Source organism: Diaphorobacter sp. JS3050 (assembly GCF_013154915.1).
Taxonomy (GTDB): domain Bacteria; phylum Pseudomonadota; class Gammaproteobacteria; order Burkholderiales; family Burkholderiaceae_C; genus Diaphorobacter; species Diaphorobacter nitroreducens.
The window spans coordinates 723,401-742,599 of record NZ_CP053553.1 but is presented as its reverse complement, the minus strand read 5'-3'; the positions used below and the strand labels follow the sequence as shown (position 1 = coordinate 742,599).

At 61.7% G+C, this 19,199-nt stretch carries 20 protein-coding genes and 1 pseudogene; 3 read left to right on the top strand and 18 right to left on the bottom strand.

Translation table 11 applies throughout. From position 1 onward, the window contains the following. Nucleotides 1-97 precede the first annotated feature (97 nt). The 5 genes from HND92_RS03625 to HND92_RS03605 form a co-directional block, all read right to left on the bottom strand. Complete coding sequence (locus tag HND92_RS03625) at nt 98-1,123, bottom strand: calcium-binding protein (protein WP_172205933.1); 1,026 nt, start codon at nt 1,121-1,123, stop codon at nt 98-100. 149 nt (nt 1,124-1,272) lie between these two features. Then, the gene (locus HND92_RS03620; protein WP_172205931.1) at nt 1,273-1,581 is read right to left on the bottom strand and encodes a hypothetical protein; all 309 of its coding nucleotides are present in this window, start codon (nt 1,579-1,581) and stop codon (nt 1,273-1,275) included. A 103-nt stretch (nt 1,582-1,684) separates the two neighbouring features. Beyond that, the gene (locus HND92_RS03615; RefSeq protein WP_172205929.1) at nt 1,685-3,799 is read right to left on the bottom strand and encodes a hypothetical protein; all 2,115 of its coding nucleotides are present in this window, start codon (nt 3,797-3,799) and stop codon (nt 1,685-1,687) included. 427 nt (nt 3,800-4,226) lie between these two features. Further along, entirely contained in the window at nt 4,227-5,429 is a 1,203-nt protein-coding gene (locus tag HND92_RS03610; RefSeq protein ID WP_172205927.1) for a trypsin-like serine protease, read from the bottom strand. Nucleotides 5,430-5,473: 44 nt separating this feature from the next. Continuing rightward, nucleotides 5,474-5,728 (bottom strand): transcriptional regulator, encoded by a 255-nt coding sequence (locus HND92_RS03605; protein ID WP_172205925.1) that lies wholly within the window; start codon nt 5,726-5,728, stop codon nt 5,474-5,476. A gap of 125 nt (nt 5,729-5,853) precedes the next feature. Between HND92_RS03605 and HND92_RS03600 the strand changes: the two genes are divergently transcribed. Together HND92_RS03600 and HND92_RS03595 are read left to right on the top strand one after the other, a co-directional pair. Beyond that, a complete protein-coding gene (locus HND92_RS03600) occupies nt 5,854-7,056 on the top strand; it encodes a site-specific integrase (RefSeq protein WP_172205923.1) in 1,203 nt (400 codons plus the stop codon). A gap of 114 nt (nt 7,057-7,170) precedes the next feature. Then, nucleotides 7,171-7,794 (top strand): NYN domain-containing protein, encoded by a 624-nt coding sequence (locus tag HND92_RS03595; protein ID WP_172205921.1) that lies wholly within the window; start codon nt 7,171-7,173, stop codon nt 7,792-7,794. A gap of 96 nt (nt 7,795-7,890) precedes the next feature. Here HND92_RS03595 and HND92_RS03590 read toward each other — a convergent pair whose 3' ends face one another. The 10 genes from HND92_RS03590 to HND92_RS03545 all read right to left on the bottom strand — a co-directional run bounded on the left by HND92_RS03590 (nt 7,891) and on the right by HND92_RS03545 (nt 15,832). Further along, entirely contained in the window at nt 7,891-8,319 is a 429-nt protein-coding gene (locus HND92_RS03590; protein WP_172205919.1) for a holin family protein, read from the bottom strand. Then, nucleotides 8,316-8,834, bottom strand: coding sequence for a glycoside hydrolase family 108 protein (locus HND92_RS03585; protein ID WP_172205917.1), 519 nt, complete (start codon nt 8,832-8,834; stop codon nt 8,316-8,318). The genes HND92_RS03590 and HND92_RS03585 overlap by 4 nt, the downstream gene beginning before the upstream one ends. Then, on the bottom strand, nt 8,831-9,148 hold the full coding sequence (locus HND92_RS03580; protein WP_172205915.1) for a phage holin family protein: 318 nt from the start codon (nt 9,146-9,148) through the stop codon (nt 8,831-8,833). Before HND92_RS03580 ends, HND92_RS03585 begins: the two co-directional genes overlap by 4 nt. A gap of 10 nt (nt 9,149-9,158) precedes the next feature. Continuing rightward, the gene (locus tag HND92_RS03575) at nt 9,159-10,217 is read right to left on the bottom strand and encodes a phage late control D family protein (protein ID WP_172205913.1); all 1,059 of its coding nucleotides are present in this window, start codon (nt 10,215-10,217) and stop codon (nt 9,159-9,161) included. A gap of 21 nt (nt 10,218-10,238) precedes the next feature. Continuing rightward, the gene (locus tag HND92_RS03570) at nt 10,239-10,457 is read right to left on the bottom strand and encodes a tail protein X (RefSeq protein WP_172205911.1); all 219 of its coding nucleotides are present in this window, start codon (nt 10,455-10,457) and stop codon (nt 10,239-10,241) included. Further along, complete coding sequence (locus HND92_RS03565; RefSeq protein WP_172205909.1) at nt 10,454-10,852, bottom strand: phage tail protein; 399 nt, start codon at nt 10,850-10,852, stop codon at nt 10,454-10,456. The genes HND92_RS03570 and HND92_RS03565 overlap by 4 nt, the downstream gene beginning before the upstream one ends. A 34-nt stretch (nt 10,853-10,886) precedes the next feature. Continuing rightward, nucleotides 10,887-13,583: a phage tail tape measure protein gene (locus tag HND92_RS03560; protein WP_172205907.1), complete on the bottom strand. Its 2,697-nt coding sequence runs from the start codon at nt 13,581-13,583 to the stop codon at nt 10,887-10,889. Nucleotides 13,584-13,630: 47 nt separating this feature from the next. Further along, nucleotides 13,631-14,593 carry an IS110 family transposase gene (locus HND92_RS03555; protein WP_371814822.1) on the bottom strand — a complete coding sequence of 321 codons (963 nt, stop codon included), beginning with the start codon at nt 14,591-14,593 and terminating at the stop codon, nt 13,631-13,633. A gap of 442 nt (nt 14,594-15,035) precedes the next feature. Beyond that, the gene (locus HND92_RS03550) at nt 15,036-15,284 is read right to left on the bottom strand and encodes a phage tail assembly protein (RefSeq protein WP_172205905.1); all 249 of its coding nucleotides are present in this window, start codon (nt 15,282-15,284) and stop codon (nt 15,036-15,038) included. Nucleotides 15,285-15,319: 35 nt separating this feature from the next. Further along, entirely contained in the window at nt 15,320-15,832 is a 513-nt protein-coding gene (locus HND92_RS03545) for a phage major tail tube protein (protein WP_172205903.1), read from the bottom strand. Between the two features lie 261 nt (nt 15,833-16,093). Between HND92_RS03545 and HND92_RS03535 the strand changes: the two are divergent. Further along, nucleotides 16,094-17,181: pseudogene (locus HND92_RS03535) on the top strand (IS5-like element ISDisp1 family transposase). Nucleotides 17,182-17,320: 139 nt separating this feature from the next. Here HND92_RS03535 and HND92_RS03530 read toward each other — a convergent pair. From HND92_RS03530 to HND92_RS03520, 3 genes are all read right to left on the bottom strand, one after another. Then, the gene (locus HND92_RS03530) at nt 17,321-18,355 is read right to left on the bottom strand and encodes a phage tail sheath subtilisin-like domain-containing protein (protein ID WP_172205898.1); all 1,035 of its coding nucleotides are present in this window, start codon (nt 18,353-18,355) and stop codon (nt 17,321-17,323) included. 70 nt (nt 18,356-18,425) lie between these two features. Then, nucleotides 18,426-18,743, bottom strand: a complete 318-nt coding sequence (locus tag HND92_RS03525) for a hypothetical protein (RefSeq protein ID WP_253940099.1) — start codon at nt 18,741-18,743, stop codon at nt 18,426-18,428. Further along, complete coding sequence (locus tag HND92_RS03520) at nt 18,743-19,198, bottom strand: hypothetical protein (RefSeq protein ID WP_172205896.1); 456 nt, start codon at nt 19,196-19,198, stop codon at nt 18,743-18,745. Before HND92_RS03520 ends, HND92_RS03525 begins: the two co-directional genes overlap by 1 nt. Nucleotide 19,199: the final 1 nt, after the last annotated feature.

Here is a 19,199-nt window from a genome sequence, read left to right as displayed (position 1 = left end):
GCAGAACGAAAAAAAACCGCCCCGAGGTTTCCCAAGGGGCGGTTTCTGTTTCGGCTAAGCCGCTACCTTGCGGCAGGAGCTTTCTCCTGGTGGGAGATTACAGATCAGCGTACAGGATCGCGCCGGCGGAAGCGGTGGTAGCGCCGGAGACTTCGACCAGCGAGGAACCAGCCACACCAACCAGCTGAACCAGCACGTCAGCCGTACCGTTCTGAGCGAACACGTAGGTGTCAGAGCCGAACTGGAAGCCCAGCACGTCGCCAGCCGTAGCGGCAACGGCAGCAGCTTCGACCAGCCACTCACCCAGCGTATCCACAGCAGCCGCACCAGCGCCGCCCAGCGTCAAGATACCGTTGGTCACGGTGTAGGTAACACCAGCGGCTTGGCCAGCGCCCGTTGCGTTGGCTTCAACAGCCAGAGCTTGGTTGGCACCAGCACCAACACCAGCGTCGTCGGCAGTAACGTCCAGATTCAGCACGGTGAGGTTCGCACCAGCAGCCGTGTAAGCCTGAATCTTGGCGTTCGTGCTCAGGTCAGCGCCAGTGATCCCGGTGCTCACCAAACCGAAACCGGTGATGGTATCAGCGGCAGACGTACCCGAACCGATGATGTCACCAGCGGTGTTGTCGTCGTTGTTGGTGATCTGGACGATGTCACGACCGTTGCCAACGGTGATGGCATCGAGACCCAGTCCACCGTTGATGATGTCGTTACCAGCACCGCCGTTGATTGCATCCTTGGCTGCGCCACCGGTCAGCACGTCGTCACCAGCACCACCGGTAATGGTGACGTTAGCAGTCGTCGTGTCGTTCAGCGAGGTGTAGGTCACAGCCAGGTTGGCGGCCGTATCCAGACCGGCAGTGCCGTTGGCCACAACGCCGGAGGCATCGAACGTGGTGACCTTGGTGCTGCCAGTTGCAGTCAGCGTCAGGCCGTTGTTACCGGACACGGTCACCTTGGTCGCTTCATTTGCGGTCAGGGTAGCGGTGTGGATAACAGCAGCGCTGCCGCCAGTAGCGGTCGAGGCGTCAGCGGCGGTGATGTTGATGGTCTCAACGCCAGCAGCGGTCACCGTGCCAGCAGCGAGAACGCCACCAGTCTTGCTCAGGTCCAGGTTGAACACGTCAGTAGCGCTCAGCAGAGCGTTGGTGACGTTAGCTTGGTAAGAACCACCACCGGCGACGTCGGAGGTCAGCTACCACGACCACCTCCACCGCCTCCCGCAGCCGCTCCCGGCTATGGTGGGCATAGCGGCTGGTGGTACCGGCCAATTCAAAGGCTATCAACAGCATCGCGGGCTTGTTCCATCAGCTCATCCGCGATGGCTCGGATCTGCTTTTCCGAAACACTGCGGCTTGGCTGAGGTCTTTGTGCTTCATCCAGCGTAGCCACAGTACCCGTCGGATCACGCTCGGCTTCCTGGCAATAGCGCTGATGCTCGACAGCAGCCGTAATCGCTGCCTCTCTGGTCATATCCCTGGCCGCAACAAGCTCAGCGGCGTGCATAGCGATTGCCCGAGCCGTTTCTTCTCGCCACTCATCCTCTGCGTCTTCTACTGCGATGGTCGATCCGTAACTCATTTGCGCTCCTGAAAAAAGAAAAAAACCCTGCCCCTCTTTCGAAGGACAGGGTTTCAATCACCTCAAGCACCTACCCGAGGGCGGGTGCTTGTCTCCGGGGAGATTAGAAGCCGAAGTCGCTCAGCGCAACAGTGGCGGTACCACTCAACACGATCATCATATCGTTCGCCGCATTAAGTGTGCCGTTACCGTCGACGTCGATGAACGCCACGGTAGAGCCTGCGCCGCCACCGAAGGTAGAAGCATCAACACCTTGAACAACAGCCACACCACGGGCAACACCGGTATCGACGAAGAAGTCGGCAATCGTGGCGGTCGTGCCGTTAACCAACTTGACAATGTCAGCGGCTGCCAGCGTCTTGTTGGCCAGGGCAGACTGCTTCTGGCCGGTAAAGCCGAAGGCACCCAGATCGATCAAATCGGTACCAGACACAAAGCCAGTGATGACATCGAATGCTTCAGCGTCAGCTGCGGCAGTGTAGGCACCATCTTTGTTGGTGTCGGTGAAACCGATTTGCGAGTCACCCGCATTCAGGATCAAGGTGTCACGAACGCCATTCGCGCCGAGGGTAACCACGTCACCACCCTTGCCTGCATTGATGGTGTTAGCACCAATACTCAGTGCATCGATGACCAGGGTGTCGCCATGAGCAGAACCCGTGATCGACACCGCAGTCGTCGTTTGTACACCTTCGCTCATGATCAACCCCTTCGATGCAGAAGCATCGATGGTCTTAATCGTGGTGTTACGAGCGGCGCCCGTCTCAGAGTCGAAATTGGTGATCTGCAGAACGTGATCGCCAGAAACAACAAGCTTGGTGGCGTTTGTAGCCAGCTGGGTCAGAGTGTTTTTGACACCTGCCACGTTACCAGCATCGGTCTTGGACTCGATCGTCACGGTCTCGATGTCAGCAGTGGTGATCGCAGCAACCGTCAGGTCGTTGGCATCGTCAGTCTTAACGGCCGGGGTGCCGGCATCGCTGTAAGCACCAGCAATGCTCACTTTGATTGCATCGGTCGTACCGGTTGCGGTCTTCAACGCATAGGTGATGCCGTTAGTGGTCGTAGAGGTAATCGTCAGCAGTTCGCTGGTAATACCGCTAACAGTCGCAGCCTTAGTCAGATCGCCACCGATAGTGACCTCTTCAAAGCCACGGCCATCCACGTTGTAGTTACCGTTACCCGCGGCATTACCATCAGTCCCGTTGGAACCCTTGATGTCCAGCACTTCGAAACCAGTGACATTGGCCATCAGACCAGCATCCAGGTTTGCAGATGCAGTGATGTTCACCGTGTCACGACCAGCCCCACCTGCGACGGTCTTGGCACCAGCAGCACCGTAATCAACAGCACCGATGGACACGTAGTCATTACCGTCACCCGCCACAACCACTGTTGCAATAGCAGCAGAAGTGATGGTGTCAGCGCCAGCACCGCCCGTGATGGAAGCAGTATCCGCGCTACCGGCGACAGTAAGTTTACCTGTCAATTCAGCTGCATTGACCGAGTTACCATTGACAGCCTTACCAGTATCCAGTGTAGCCAGGTTGACGTTGCCCGCACCTTTCACGGTGATTACAGCGTCATTTGCCAAGTCAGCAGTGGCACCCAGCGTCAGGTTACCCGTTGCGTTGATGTTGAGGGCCGTCGTGGCGGCGAGAGCAGCAGCACCCGACAACGTCGTGTTGGCGCCAGACTCGACGGTCACGTTGACAGTCTTGGCCTGAGCAGCGCTCACTACGTTCATGGCGTTAGCGCCAGTGCTAAAGACCAGGTTCAGGGTCTCGATGTTGCCAACAGTCAGGTTGTTGTTGGAGTTCGCGCCAGCACCACCCGATTCGGTCGCCTTGGCGACTTCAACGGTAGCGGTGTCTGCTGCACCAGTCGCACCGACGAAATTCACGGTCGACGCCACATCGGTGATTTCCTTCAGAACCACGCGGGTAGCCAGGTTGGCATTATTGACGGTCAGCGTATCGCTATTTACGGTAGTTGCCTCGTCACCAGTCACGCCCTCGAAAATAGCCTTTTCGTAGGCAACGCTGTTCAGGTTCAGAGTACCTGCAGCCTGAGCTGTGCCTGCAGTACCGGGAGCTGCAACAGCCTTGTTGTTGACTTCAACGTTTTCAACATTGCTGATAGTAGCCACAGCCAAGTTGACGGTAGCGTTATCGCTGGTGACTTTCAGGGTGTCGGTACCGGCACCGCCGTTGATCACATCACCCAGGGTCAGGGTAGCACCCGTACCGTTGAGACCGATGATCGTATCGTTACCAGCAGTACCGGTGAAGTTGTCCTGACTGGTAGTGAGCGTAATAGCCAGCTACTCTGCAATCTCTTTGTAAGTCAAAGACTTACGCGCGTTTTGAAGCCTCCTAAGCGCCCACTTCCGACCACTTTCCTACCGCAAAAGGCATATTTTCAGTCTGATCGGATATTTTCCTTGTCTTTTCAAAGACTTAGCCGCGTCACCTATCTATATAGACGCAATTTGCAGCCAATCCGACGTACCAACTACCTACCAACCGAAGCCATCGAGTGCAAAGGCCACCCAATGTGTCTCATCAGGTGGCCTTTGTGCCTTTTGGGGTGGCACAGGATGCTGTGCTCATTGTGGCGGCTGAGGCGGTTTTTGTGCCTCTGCTTTATGCGAACCAACCGTCATCATCGAGGATGGTACGTACCGCCGTGAGCTTGATCACTCCCTCACCAAAGCTGCCACCCACGGGGTTGAAAACGTCGAGATAGAAGTATTCGCTGGGCTCGGGCGTGCTGTCGCCGATGATCTCGACCGGGATCACAGCCTGGTTCTCATCGGGATACAGGTTCAGTGTGCCACTGACGGCAAGGTAGTCGGTTCCACCCAAGGCCGAGCCATCTCGCGTGGCGTAGTCCACGCTCAAAATTTGATTGGGGTCGCTGCGCACGCCGGTAAACTGCACCAGGAAGTAGGCGAAGCTGGTACCGCTGTTACCCTCGGCGACTTCCTTTTTGACCTCCTCCGGCTTGGTCGGGGCGTTCGGATAGTTAGCCCGCAGGCTTTGGTCAATCCACTGTTGGTAAGCGCTCACGCGCTGCCAGGCGGCGATCTCACCGAAACTGCTGTTTGTGCTGCTATCGATATCAGGGTTGATGCTGCCCCGAGTCAGGCTGGCGGTGTAGCTTGCGACGCCGGCAAGCTTGTTCTGGAGGAAGGCTGGACCGCCGCTGTCACCTGATGCAATCAGGCCTTCATCAAGTCCTCGGCCGGTGTCATAGCGATAGATTAATTGGCCCAGTGCATCGTTGGTGGAGGTGCCGTTGTCGAAGTCGGCGATCAGTTGTGTGCCGGAGAGCGGTGTCCAAGCCATTCCTGAGCCGAGATAGCTTTTAAGTGTCGCTGCATCAGCATCGAACTGATTCGACGCCTTGAGCCGGATGGGAGTGGCGGTGTCGCTGCTGGTTGCGCCAGTGCTTCCCGTGCCGGTTCGGCCATAGCCTGAGAAGTTGAAGGCTTGGCCGATCTCGTCGCTGTCACGGTAGATGTCGTAGCGATCGGCCAACACAGGCGCAGTGCCGGACAGCCAGACAATCGCCAGATCGTTATTGCTGTCTACGTCGTACCCCGGGTGCTGGAGGATTTTGGTCGCGGTCAGAGTTTGCGTCCCACTCCCCGTTTCGAAGGTGACGCTGGCAGATCCCGTCCGTCCTTCGAACAGGTGAGCAGCCGTCAGAATGGCTCGGCCGTCAAAAAGCAAAGTCCCCGTGCCGTAGTAGCCACCATAGCTCACACGCACGACACCATCGTAACCGTCCCCAGGATAGGTACGGTAGCGGGAATCGGTGTAGTAGGTGGTCGTGGTTACCATCGGAGATAAGTCAGCTGCGGAAAACTGCACATTGTCTCAAACGCTCAGTTTCCTTGCGACGCTTTCGCCTGTTCGGCCTTCAGGATCACGCCAATCGCTCCGTCATCACGCGTGACGAATTCGATGCCAGCCAGGCTCAGTGCCTTGACCACCTTGTTGAGTGTTGAGCTGCGGCTGTCGGCCAGCGCCCCTTCCATGCGCAGCAGCGCCGACATCGAGATGCCCGAGGCCTGGAGCAGGTCCTCCCGGCTCCAGCCCAGCATCGCGCGCGCGGCGCGGATCTGTCTTCCGTCGATCATGGTCGACTCCTTCCTTTTTTTTTCGGTCTTGGTAGGTGAATATTTCTGTTTGATTAGACGCTTTTTATGTCCTTTCCGGCGCATTGTATCGTAGTATGACCCTCAATAGATAGAGGAGCACGACGATGCCAGCACAAGCGTTGACGACCGAATTCCTGGCCACGCTGCCAGGTCGCGAGCCTGCCTCCGGGGCCGTGAGTTACTTCGATACGGAGATCAAGGGCTTCTTGCTGGAGCACCGGGCCAGTGGCGGAGCAACCTTCTACTTCCGCTACCGCGATGCGGCCGGCAAGGTGCGACTGAACCGGATTGGCCGGGCCGATGAGATTTCGGTGTCGGACGCCCGGGCCAAGGCGCACAAGATGAAGCAGATGGTGACCGAGGGTGGTGACCCCAAGGTGGAGAGCCATCGCTTCAAGGATGTGCCGACCTTCGGGGATTTCGTGGCCGAGCGGTATCTGCCCTACGCCAAAACGAGGAAGCGCAGCTGGGAAACGGATGAGACGATGTTGCGCAATCACCTGCTGCCGGTGTTTGCCGATTTCCGGATGAACCGGATCACCCGCTCCGATGTGGTGGCGTTCCACCACGCGGTGTTCGAGAAGGGTTACGCGGCCGGCACCTGCAACCGGATGATCGTGCTGATGAAGTTCATCTACAACTGCGCGATCCGCTGGGACATCTTGCCGCCCAAGGGCAATCCTTGCGATGGCGTGGAGCCCTTTGAGGATCACGGGGCGCGGGAGCGTTACCTGACGACCGAGGAGGTGCAACGACTGTTTGATGAGCTGGACACCAACCGCAATGTGCAGGTGGGCCAGGTGATCCGGCTGCTGCTCTACACCGGTGCTCGCAAGCGAGAGGTCCTGGACGCCCGGTGGGACGAGATCGACTTCAGCCGCCGGATACTGACGGTGCCGGCGGCACGGTCGAAGTCGAAGAAGCCGCGCCACATTCCCCTGTCGGACGCGGCCATCGAGTTGCTGCAGTCGCTGCCCCGGCAGGAGGACATCCCCTGGGTGTTCTTCAACCCCAGGACCAAGAAGCCACCGGTGTCGATCTTCTACGCCTGGGACTCGATCAGGAAGAAGGTGGGCTTGGGCGAGGTGCGGCTGCACGACCTGCGCCACAGCTACGCGAGTTTCCTGGTCAATGCCGGGCGGTCGCTGTACGAGGTGCAGAAACTGCTGGGTCACCACGATCCGAAGGTGACGATGCGCTACGCGCACCTGTCGCCGCAGGCGATGCTCGAGGCGGTCAACGTGGTGGGGAACGTCGTGGGGCGGCGGCCGGTGGGGAGTCAGGCGGCGGTGGTGGCCACAGCGTAAAATACTGGCAAACCGGACGAGTTGTCGGTTATACTAGTCGCACATCTCCCCAGTCGCCTCGGTGGCTGGGCGCGGGGCTACCTTCGGGTGGCCCCTGCTTTTTTGTGGGTACTGATGCGTACTATCGTCTACGTCGATGCGTTCAATCTGTACTACGGGTGCTTGAGGCGGACCCCGTATCGTTGGTTGAACATTCAGAAGCTCTGCGAGCTACTGCTGCCGAAGAACGACATTCGGGCAGTCAAGTATTTCACAGCGCTGGTATCGGCTCGCCCAAATGATCCTGATCAGCCTGTACGTCAACAGACTTATCTGCGCGCACTGCGTACTTTGCCCACGACAGAGATCGTGCTCGGCCACTATCTGACGCATAACGTTTGGATGCCCAAAGTCGTGCCTCCTGGCCAGCCGCAGGAATACGTCGAAGTCATCAAGACCGAAGAGAAGGGTTCCGACGTGAACCTTGCAACGCATCTGCTCAACGATGCTCACCACAACCGATTCGACGCTGCGGTGGTCATCTCCAATGATTCTGATTTGCTGGCCCCGATCAAGATCGTGCGCGCGGACATGGGCAAGAAAGTCGGTGTCCTAAATCCGCAGAAAAACCCCAGTCGCGCCATCCTGCCCCACATTGACTTCATCAAGCAGATTCGCTCGGGCGCACTTGGGGCTGCGCAATTTCCTGATCAGATCACGGACCAGCACGGTACATTCACTAAGCCAGGCGGCTGGTAGCCACGCCCAAACGCAAAAATCCCCCGACCCCACCGCCGGCAAAGGCAATGAGATCGGGGGATCGTCGTTTCAGGTTGTCGTGCCGGGCAGCACCGGTCAGCGTGCCGGCCCACGCCACTTGTCGAAGCTGCGCGCCCCGGTGTAGCCCAGGTAGCCAGCACCAAAGAGCCACCACAGGCTCTCGGGCACCGCGCCCAGCAGCTTATTGAGGTTCTCCGCCGCCTGGAAGACGTGCGTTGGCCACCAGATGCCGATGATGGCACCCATCACGCACAGCAGGATCACGCCGTAGATCACGTACAGGAAGGTCGGCCGTGCCCGGCTGGTCCAGGGGTCGGCCGAATTGGCCTCAGCCAGGATCGCCGACAGGCTGGTCTGCATCTCCTGCAGCGCCAGCTGCCCTTCGGCTTGCAGTAAGGCGAGCTTGGCTTTTTCGCGTTCGGCGGGGTCCGGCACCAGGCGGTCGATCAGCCGACTGCCGGCTTCGAGCAGGCCCGGTGCCAAGGTGGCGAGGATCGGGGTCATACCGTGCCCTCCACGAATTCCGCCATCCGGTTCATCCAGCCGGCAGCGAATGCCGACTGCTTGGGATCGTGGGTGATCAGCCGTCCAAGGTGGCGCAGGCGCTGCCCCAGCACCTTGCCGTAGAGCACACCTTGGTCAGCTTGTGCGAGTGCCGCGCGGGTCTTGGGGCCGATGACGCCATCAGCAGCGACACCGAGCGCCGTCTGCAGCCACTGCACTGCGCGTTTCGGTCCGGAATGCACCCCGGCATCGACCAGCAGGTGCAGCAACGCCGGATGCGTGATGGTCTCGAACCCGGGGCCGGTGATGTACTGCTGGCGGTAGATGGCACGGGCTTCCGGTTCCGTCAGCGCCTGGACTTCAGCAGCCGTGGCCGGGCGGCCAAGCTTTCGCCAGCTTCCCAACGTCTGTGCGGTGATGCCGAAGTTCGTCGGCCCGCCCCGGTCGGCCGGGTGATTCACGTAGCCGCCTTCGCGGCGAAGGATGTCATCCAGAATCTGTTCGATGGTGTTCATGACCGCTCCTTGCCCAGACGCGTCTGCGCCCAGCGTTCCAGTTGGTAGATGGCCTGGCTGCCCATGTGGCCGGAGATACCGACCAGCGCAGCGGTGACTAGGGGATTGAACTGCGCGGCCTCGCACAGCCAGAAGGTGATGAGGCCAGCGAAAGCGGAGGTGGCGATCTCGCCGATGAGTTCAACCACGTTGAAGGCACGGGTCTCACCGGATTTGACCTTGCGGTAGAAATTGACCAGGCCACCCCAGGCGGCCAGGCCCGTCACCCACAGGTAGGTGATCAGGCCGTAGGTCGAAGGATCTTTTTCGGGCACGGTGGCCTCCTTACTCAGATTGGGTGATGGGAACGGGAGCGGCGGTGAAGCGCTCGCACTCGACCTGCGTCGTGTAGCCCTGGGCACCGAGCCGGTGCTCGACGCGTTTGATGCGCCAGTCGGTGGGGATACCCGGGCGCAGGGAGAGCGACAGCCGTCCCTCGGCGGCGAGCCTCGGATCACCGGGTAGGCTGAACGAGAGTTCGCCCTGCCCACGCTCCCCAGTGTTCTTGCGGGTAGCAGCCGCTGCCTTGGCTTCCGCTTCGGTGGCGTGGACGTAGCGGATTTCCTCGAAGGGCGGCGATCCAGTGGTCACTTCCCGGCGCTCGCCTTTCTCGAAGTCCCACCAATATGCCTTGGTGCCGCCGGTGGCTGTCGTCGGTGGTTTTTGCGTATCGCCATCGCTGGTCGAGCCGCTGCCGCCGGGTTTGCGCGCCGAGTGCCGGTAGCGCCACTCCGCCAGATCACTCGCTATGAGCTTGATCGTTGGCATCACCTGCCCGGTGATGGTCTTGATCGCCCCCTGCTTGGCCAGTACGAGAAACCCCGCCACGGGTTTGGCCACGGCATCGTGCTTGGCCGCCAGGCGCGTGAGCAGCGCCATGTCCGACTCGGCGGTCTGATCCAGATGCGGGATCGCGATGGCGCCCAGCTCCGGATCGATCTTGGCCTGATAGCGGTGCTCAGCAGCGATGGCTGCGACCAGCTTTCCGAGCGTGGTCTCATCCCACGAGCGCGTCTTGGGGCTGCGAAACGGCCCGACCATATCGGCGGCCTTGGCCGAGACGGTCAACGTCGCGGGCGGCGAGCGGATCTCGACCTCATCCACGATGAAACGCCCCAAGGACACCAGCCGGGTTTCGGCATAGCCCAGCGACACAGTCAGCACCGTACCGATGCGCGGCAGCTCAGCAATCGCGCCGTCCTCACGGCGACGATCATCGAGGGTCAGTTTCAATTCATCGGACTGGATGCCGGCTTCGTCGGTCACGACCAGTTCGATCAGCCGGTCGCGGATGGCAGCGGTGATCTCTTGGGTGCCGGCGTAAATGCGGAACAGTGGTTGCATGGCCCCCTCCTCGTATTGGGCTCACGACCACAGCCGGATCACCGGCGCTTCAGTCGGCAGCGGCAGATCGGGCAACTCGACCACCAGGCCAGCCACAAGGACCGGGGGTAACTGGGCCAACTGCGGATTGGCTTCGAGCACGGCGGTCAGTACATCGCTGCGCCCGTAATGCCGCCAGACCAGATCGTCGAGCACATCGCCATCACGGGTGATCACCCGTTTGAAGATCGGCCGGGTCATGGCTGATCCTCCCCATAGGCCTTGAGCTTGATGCGGAACTCGAGCTTCCTGGGCTGACCGTCATCGGCAAACACGGTGCGGGTGTCGCCGATCTCCGTGATCACCCAGGCACCCCAGATGCGGCCCAGGCCATCGACCAGCTGCAGCGGCTTGCCGGCGTCAGCAAGGGATCTCATGGCTTCGATCTGCCCCAGGCCACCCTTGAAGCTCGGGTAGATCAAGCCGTCGAGTTCGATCTCGCCAATGTTGCGTCCGACGAACTGCAGCGCAGGATCGCGGTGGATACGCGCCTGCTCCTGCCAGCGCCAAGACTGGTTCAGCGAGAACTTCTGGTAAGCGAGCGTGGCGATTTCAAAACGAAACTCGCCCAGGCCCAACATCACCCGTTCGGCCATGGCACACCTCGACAATGAAAGGGGGTGGAAGGAATCAGTCGTACATCGCCGCAGCCGGGCTGCGGGTGGTCTCGCGCATCAGGGTGCGCAGGCGCGACTCGATGAGTGCGGCGATCTCGCGCGCATCCATCCCGGGCGGTGCATTGACCGTGATCGGGGCAGACAGCGAGACACTGGTGTTGCCACGCGCAGCCAGTGGTTGTGCCGGCATCGTCACCGGTCTGGCACTCGCCACTGACGGACTGCCCGCTGACATCGGTGTGAGACCAACGGGAACGGTACCGACGGCGGGACGTGGCGCAGCCAGCGAAGCAGTGCCACCCACCGCTGCCGGACGCGTGGTGGCCGGTGTCGTGGCAGTGGCCGATGACGGTTTGTCACCGCCGAAGAGCGAGCCGAACCAGTTGCCGACCTTGCTGCCGGCTTCCATCACCCAGCCGATCTTGCCGGCGATCCAGTCGATGGCTTGACCGACGGTGGCGGTGATGCCCGACCAAAGACCGGTCATGAACTCCGCCACCGGTTGCCAGGCGGCGCTGATGAGAGCCAAGGGGGAGAATGTCACCAGGGCCGTAAACCCCTCGATCACCCACCCCACCAAGGTGCCCACCGCGCGAATCGGAAGCGTCAGCACCGTAAAAGCCGTGCTCAACACACCACCGATCACTGCACCGAGGGACTGGCCCGAGGCGGACAGGCTGTTGAACTCCTCCGTGGAGAGCGTCACCGGCGCGAGCAACTGACCGATCCAACCGACCACCCGGCTCACGCCATCGGCGATGAAACCGAACACGGAAGCCACCGCCCGCCCAATCGGCGCCAGCGGTGCCAGTGCTGTGGAGAGACTGGTAATCGCCGGCTGCATGGCCGAACGAATGCCCTCGAACACACCGCCGACGTAAGCGGCAATCGGGTCCCAGTATTTGCGGATCACCAAGGCCAGTCCGGCAACCGCCACCCCAATGCCGGCAACGATCCAGGTGATCGGGTTGGCGAGCAGGGCTGCCGTGGTGGCGCCGATGGCTGGCAGCATCGACCAGAAGGCCAGCGCTGCCGACTTGATCGGCGCGATCAGCCCGAGGGCACCCGTCTGAATCCGACTCCAGGCCAGCGACAGAATGCTGGCACTGGTTCCAGTGGCCGCCGCCTGCACTTGCAGTAGTGCCAGACCTGCCCGGGTCGACTGAAACGCCACCTGGGCACCGAGGATCGGCCCCTTCACGAAGGTCCAGGCGTAACCCAGCGCAATCGTCGCCACCTTCAAGCCCAGCACGGCACCGACGGTGCCCACCACCACTTGCGTGACGATGGGGAAGCGCTCGGCCAGATTGGCCAGACTGTCGATGGGACCCATCAGCGCACCCACCAGGCTGTTCAAGGCCGGCAGCAGCGCATTGCCCACCGTGATACCCAAACGGCTCATCTGGTTCTTGAGCAGCTGCAAGTTGTTCGCGGTGGTCGCCGAACGGGCCTCGTACTCTTTCTGCATTGACCCAGCGTAGGCGGTCTGATCGGCGACCAGGCCTACCGCCTTCTCGTAGGTCTCCATCGAGCCCACCAGCTTGGCGATGTCGTCGGCGTACTCCATGCCGAACAAATCCGACAGGGTGCCCATTAGGTCCGGCGCCTTCTTGACCTGCTGCAGGAAGGTGGTCAACGCGCCTTGGGCATCGCGCTGGATCATCTTCTTCATGACCTCGGCCGACAACCCGATGTCCTGCAGACCCTGCTGGAACTTCTCGTTCTGCTTGTCGGCGGTGGCCAGCTTCATCAAGAGCGCATTGATGCCGGTGGCCGCCACCTCAGGTGGCGTCTTCAAAGCGAGAAAGGTCGCGCCCAGGGCATTGAGCTGCGCGCCAGACAGGCCGAACAGCTTGGCCGTCGAGCCCGCCCGGTTGGCGATGTTGAGCAGGTCGGACGCCTTGGCATCCATGTTGTTGGACAGGTGGTTGATGGCATCCCCGAGCTTCACCACCTCGTCTTGCGTCAGTCCAAAGATCGAGCGCAAGCCCGTCATCGCCGCCCCGGCCTGCTGCCCCGACAGATCGAAGGCCACGCCCATCTTGGCGGCGTCCTCCGCAAAGCGCAGCAGTTCATCCCGGGCGATACCGGCCTGACCCGCAGCGGCGACGATGGCCCCAATGCCGTCGGCGGCCATTGGGATGCGGGTCGACATCAAGAGCACATCTTTGGACATCTGCCCGAACTGCTCGGGCGTGTCGAAGTTCACGACCTTCTTGACGTCGGCCATCACCGATTCGAACTGGACCGCCGGTTGCACCAGACCGTAGAGCGCGCCGCCCAAGGCCACCGCATCCATCATCTGGGCGCGGTAGGCACTGCGGTTCTCCAGATTGCGGGCTTGCGCCTGCTGGGCACGCGTCAGGGCTTCGGTGCGGGATCGGAGCGTCTCCAGTTGGCTGCCCAGGCGTGCGGACTCGGTACCCATAGCGCGGGTGTTGACCCCTGCGCGCTGCAGCGATCCCGAGAGTTCATCCACGGCTGCCCGCTGGCGACGGTAGACCTCTTCCGCCCGAGCGGCGGCGGCACGAGCACGTTCGAGTTCGCGGGTCTGCTTGGCGGTGGCGCCGCCATCCTGGCCGGCGATATTCGCTTCCAACCCGGAAACCTTCTGCTGCGCCGCGCGCATGGCCAGCGCCGCATCCTTGGCCTGGGCGCGCAGGGCTTCCAGTTGCTTGATGCCGGATTGCTTATTGCCCAGCTCGGCCATCGTGGAGCCCAGCTGGTTCAACTGGGACTGAGTAACCGTCTTCGAAGTCAAGCGCAATGAAGCGACTTGTCCCAAGGTTTTCCAGTGCGCACAATGGCGTTGAGCGTGGTGAGCAACTTGCGCATGCAAGCGACCAGGGCGACCTTGGGCAACTTGCCAGCGGCCTTCAGACGCTCGTAGAAGGCCTTGATGGCCGGGTTGTAGCGGGTGGCCGTGAGCGTTGCCATGTACAGCACGCGGCGGATCTCGAAGCGCCCGCCTTGTACGCGCCGCCTGCCCTTGCTGCCGCCGGAGTCATTGGCCATGGGCGCCACGCCCACCAATGCAGCGATCTCGCGCCGGTTCAGCCGGCCCAGCTCTGGCAGCTCGGCAATCATCGTGGCACTGGCCACCGGGCCGACTCCCGCAGCCGACTGCAGCAGCGTGTCGAGCTCCCCAAAGTGCTCGCGCACATGCGTGACCATCTGCTCTTCGATCTCATCGAGCTGCGCCTTGATCGCCGCCTCGATGGCCTCGATGCTGGCGTGCAGCTTCTTGGGCGTGATCTGCAGCCGTTGGCGCTCCGAATGGAGCATGGTCAGCAACTGGCGCCTGCGCGTGACCAGGGCCGCGAGCCACTGCTGGCGCTCATCGGCCAGGGGGCGCAAGAAGCGCTGCAGATCGTCGCGGCGCAGCAGCACCGCTGCCAGCTCGGCCAGCGTGCGCGCATCCACCGCGTCGGTCTTGGCCAGGCGTCCCATGGATTTGGCGAAGTCGCGCGCCTGGCGCGGGTTGATGACCGCCACGGGCAGGCCTGTGGCCTGCAGGGCACACGCTAACGCGGCCTCGTAGCCGCCGGTGGCCTCCATCACCACCAGACCCACGTCCAGGGGCTGCAGGGCAGCCGCCAGCGCCGAGTGGCCTTCGGCATCGTTGTCAAACCGCTGGGCGCTGCTCTTGGCACCCAGCACACAGACATCCACGTGCGCCTTGGCCACGTCGATGCCCACCGTCACAGAGGTAACAGACATGATCTTCAGATCCCTTGCTTGTGCATGCGCGCTCAATCAAGGCGCGCGTAACCGTTCGGGCTTCACGAAGACCAGCGCGGCGGCCATGCGTTCTGTACTCAGTCACGGGCTCTATCACCCCAGCGCCTACCAAACTGCACGGGCCGGTCTGGCCGCCTCAACGGCGTTCAGACTCTACCGCGCTGGTCTGGTTTAAAGATACAAGCACCGCGCACCGCCGAGCCGAGCGAGGCCGCCAGCGTGGCACCGATACTGATCTGAACAGGATGCGCTGTGGCCATAGTGCGCCTCGGTTTGGGTCAGGAAGTCGGCACAGCCGACAAGCGCCGCGCCAATGACAAGGCCTCGACCAACTCGCTCACCTCCAGGGCGAGCAACTCGGATCGAGGCCAGTGGGTGTAGAGGGCGAGCTCCACCACAAGGGCGGACAGCTCACCCGGATTCACTGCAAAAAACCGCCCAGCACCTTCTGCAGTTGGGCGTAGTCCTTCATATCGAGCTGGTAGATCGCAGCCGGTGGCAGTTCAGCCAGGTTGGCGATCAGCCGGATCTCGCGTTCAGCGTCGGTTCCCGCCGACTTCTGCGCGGCCAGGTGGTCGCCCACGGTGGGGCGGCGCAGGGCAATGTCGGCAATGGGGACGCCGTCGTGCTCGATGGGAAAGTTGAGTTTGATGCGTTCGGCAGTGCTCATTCGATGTTCTCCGTGTCGTTCATCACTGGGGTTCATCACAAGCCAATCGCGGCGCGAATGGCTTCCATCTGATCGGTACCGCCCACCTTGCGCACCAGGTTGATGGCGTCGATCTCGATCAGTTCTTCGTCATCGATGGTGAGCTTGTAATAGCTCGCCGCCACCGAGACCTTAAGGGTGCTTTTGTCACCGGGCTTCCAGGTGCCGGCATCGAGCTCCTTCCAGCCACCGCGCAGATTGACGATGACGGGTTTCGCCGCCACCCCCTGCGCCTGGATGGCGCCTCGGATGGTGATTTGCGTTGCGGCGTTGTCCAGCAACCCAAAGAGCTTGAAGACCTCTGGATCGTGGTCGGCAATCGTCAGCTCGGCTTCGAGCTTTTCCATGCCGAGGTCGATCTCCACCGGCAGATCCATGCCGCCGGCGCGGTGCTCCTCGGTTTTGAGGGTGAGTTTGGGCAGTTGAATCTCATCGATACGTCCGGCATAACCCCGGCCGTCAACGAAGAGGTTCATGTTTTTCAGAACACGCGGCAGTTCGATGGCCATTACAGAATCTCCTCGAGATAGTCATCGACCAGGTGCGAGCGGAAGATGATGTGCTCGGCCGGATACGGCGGGGTGAAGTCGAAGTTGAAATAGATCTTGCCGTCGGCAATCGACATCGGTGAATTCAGATCCGGATCGGCCCAGCACTTGCCGCCGAGGATGGCGCCTTGCGCCTTTAACAGGCCGTTGAAAAATCCCCCGCCGACGCCCGCGTTGGCCGCTACGATCTGAAGCCATCGGTGAACGACCCAGACGAGGACGATGAGAGGCAGTCAAGATTTCCAGGGGCGATGTTCAGCTACATCAGCCTTGAAGAGCGCGTGCCGCAGGCACACCCGCTGCGCAAGTTGCGCGCGGTGGTTGATGCGCTGCTGGCAACCATGAACCGCGAGTTCGAAGCGGTGTACGCCCGCCGTGGCCGCCCATCGGTGCCACCGGAGATGCTGCTCAAGGCCTTGCTGCTGCAGATCCTGTTCTCCATCCGCAGCGAGCGCCAGTTGGTCGAAGCGATCAACTACAACCTGCTGTACCGCTGGTTCGTGGGCCTGAACATCGAAGACAAGGTCTGGGACCACTCCACTTTCAGCGCCAACCGCGAACGTCTGTTCAACGAAGACCTCGCCCGCGCCTTCTTCGAGCGCGTCAAGCTCAGTGCCCAGTGGGGCAAGCTCGCCAGCGACGAGCACTTCAGCGTGGACGGCACGCTCATTGACGCCTGGGCCTCGCACAAGAGCTTCAAGCGCAAAGACGACGACAGCGGCACGCCGCCTGGGCGCAACCCCGAGGTGGACTTCAAGGGGCAGGAGCGCTGCAACGACACCCACGAGAGCACCACGGACGCCGATGCCCGGCTGTTCAAGAAGAGCCAGGGCGACAAATCCCGCCTGTGCCACATGGGGCACATCCTCATGGAGAACCGCAACGGGCTGATCGTGGATGTCGAGATCACCCACGCCAGCGGCACGGCCGAGCGCGAGGCGGCGCTGGCCATGTTGGAGCGTCGGGGCAACAGGAACAAACGGGCCACGGTCGGTGCCGACAAGGGCTACGACAGCAAGGCCTTCATCAAAGGCTGCAGAAAGCTCAAAGTCACGCCCCACGTGGCGGCCAAGGACAAACACTCGGCGGTGGATGCGCGAGTGACACGGCACGAGGGCTACAAGACCAGCCTGAAGGTGCGCAAGCGCATCGAAGAGGCCTTTGGCTGGATCAAGACCGTCGGTGGTCTGGCAAAGACCAAGCTGATCGGTCAGGCCAAGCTCACGGGCCAGGCGCTGCTGTGCTTTGCCACCTACAACCTTGTGCGAATGGGCAGCATCGGCGGCTGGTGGGACGCGCATCATGCGTGAGCCCAGGGATACGTGCGCCCGAAATGGGCGGGAGGGCCTGCAAACCGGCCAGATGGGCCGTTGCAATCGCTGCGCAGACGCGTCTGGGCCACTCGTTTCTTCGAAAACAGCGTCCCTGATGCGTTCGATGCCCACTTTTTCAACGGCCTGTTAACTGACGCAGGTAGGCGTTGACGCCCTCGGTGACTTCCTCGACATAGGTCTTGGTGATGTTGCGATCCACCGCCCAGAGGTGTGCTCTGAGCAGCGACTCGTTGACCATGTCGGCGGTGCGCCGCACACTCAGGAAGGCCCACTTGGGGTCGCTGGAACAGGTGCGGTTGCCCCACAGGCGGTAGCCATCCTCCTGAATGATTGTGGCCACCTCGTTCTCGTTGAGGAGATTCGCCCGGGCATTGGAGTCGCCGAGCGCAAAGTCCACCGGGCGGTGGCTGCCGACGATGCCGTTGATGACGTTGTTGGAGGGCGACCACCAGAAACCCCGGTCGTTGTCGATCTTGGCGATCAGGCCGGCGACACGGGCGGAGACCGGCTCGATTACCACGGCACCACTCTTTATCACCTTGACGTGCGGATCGACCACATAGATGCGTGGAGAACCCCAGTCTTCGCGGTAGTCGATGGCAGCGGCGTCCGTGGTGTTGGGGCCGTCGGCGATGATGACCGCACGCAGGCGCTCGGCAATACCGAGGAGTTCCGCCACGACCGGGTTCGCCAACTGGCGGGTGTCATCATCGGGATAGTCAGGGTCTTGGGGGCGCTGATGCGTAAAACCCGGGGCGATCAGGATGCGCGGTGTGACTTTGGCGACCGACTGGGCCGCCAAGAGTGCCTGCAGGCCGAGGTACTGGCCGTCCGCATCGACACCGCCGAGCACATTGGTCTGGGTCTCGGCTTCGGTCGTACCTTCGGCGACACGGATCACGACCACCAGCGCGCCGGCCTGATCGAAGATGCCATCGATGGCCATGGGCAAGGTGCCGGTGCTGCCCAGCTTGGCCGCTTCCAGGCGAGAGCCGGCAATCAGCACCGGGGTGTTCAACGGGAAGGATGTTTCATCGGCATCCGGTGCGGTGCCGACAAGGCCGATCACCGAAGATCGGACAGTACGAATGGGACGCGGGCCGTTGTCGATTTCAACGACCTCGACCCCGTGTAAAAAATGATCTGCCATGGGTGGGCTCCAGAAGTAAAAAATCCGCCAGCGGCGGATCGGGGAATACGGGGGTGACGGCTCGACAGAATCAGGCGATGGGTTTGCCCTCATCAGGCTCGATGGACTTCTCGCAGTGGTTCGGATCGAGTCGGTCGAGCAGTCGGCACAGCACACAGGCCCAGCGCTTGCCTTCGCGCGCGGCCTTGCCGGCACGGCTGGAGAGCGTCTCGTCCTCGTGACCGCCGAAGGCGGCGTTGGCCAACTGGTCGTGGGCGACCGCCAGGGTCCAGGCGCGGCGGGAACCGGCAAGTGCAGCGGTGAGCATCCAGACGGAAGCGATGAGGGCCGCGATCTGGCACAGCAGCCAAATCGCCAGCATCGACAGGCGGTGTTGGACAGCCGCCATCACTGCAAAATCTCCTGCACCCGTGTCTCGGTCAGCAGACCACTGGCAGCGAGTGCCTGCAGGCCACCGATGGTCTGGGTATCCGCCAGATTCACCTCTTCAGCGATCTTCAACTTGTCGAGAAACACCTCGACCAGGACCTCGGTCTTGGCGGCGGTGTAGATCGCGGCCAGCTCCTCCATCGTGAAGCGATTCATGAAGGCGAGCTTGGTGATGGTCTTTTCAGGAGCAGGGCCTTGCGAAGTCTGAGCAGCCTGCTCCGCTGCGATGAGGGCCAGCACTTCCTCGTCGGTTTTGCCGGGGAAGCGCTCAACCGCCTTGCCGTCCTGCAGGGTATAGCGCAGGGCCAGTGTCGAGGTGGCCTTGCTGGGCGCGGGCAAGTAGCCCTCCAGGGGTTCGGTGGCGATATCGCGCACCACCCCGTTGTCGTGAAATGCAATGTAGAGCCTGGGCATC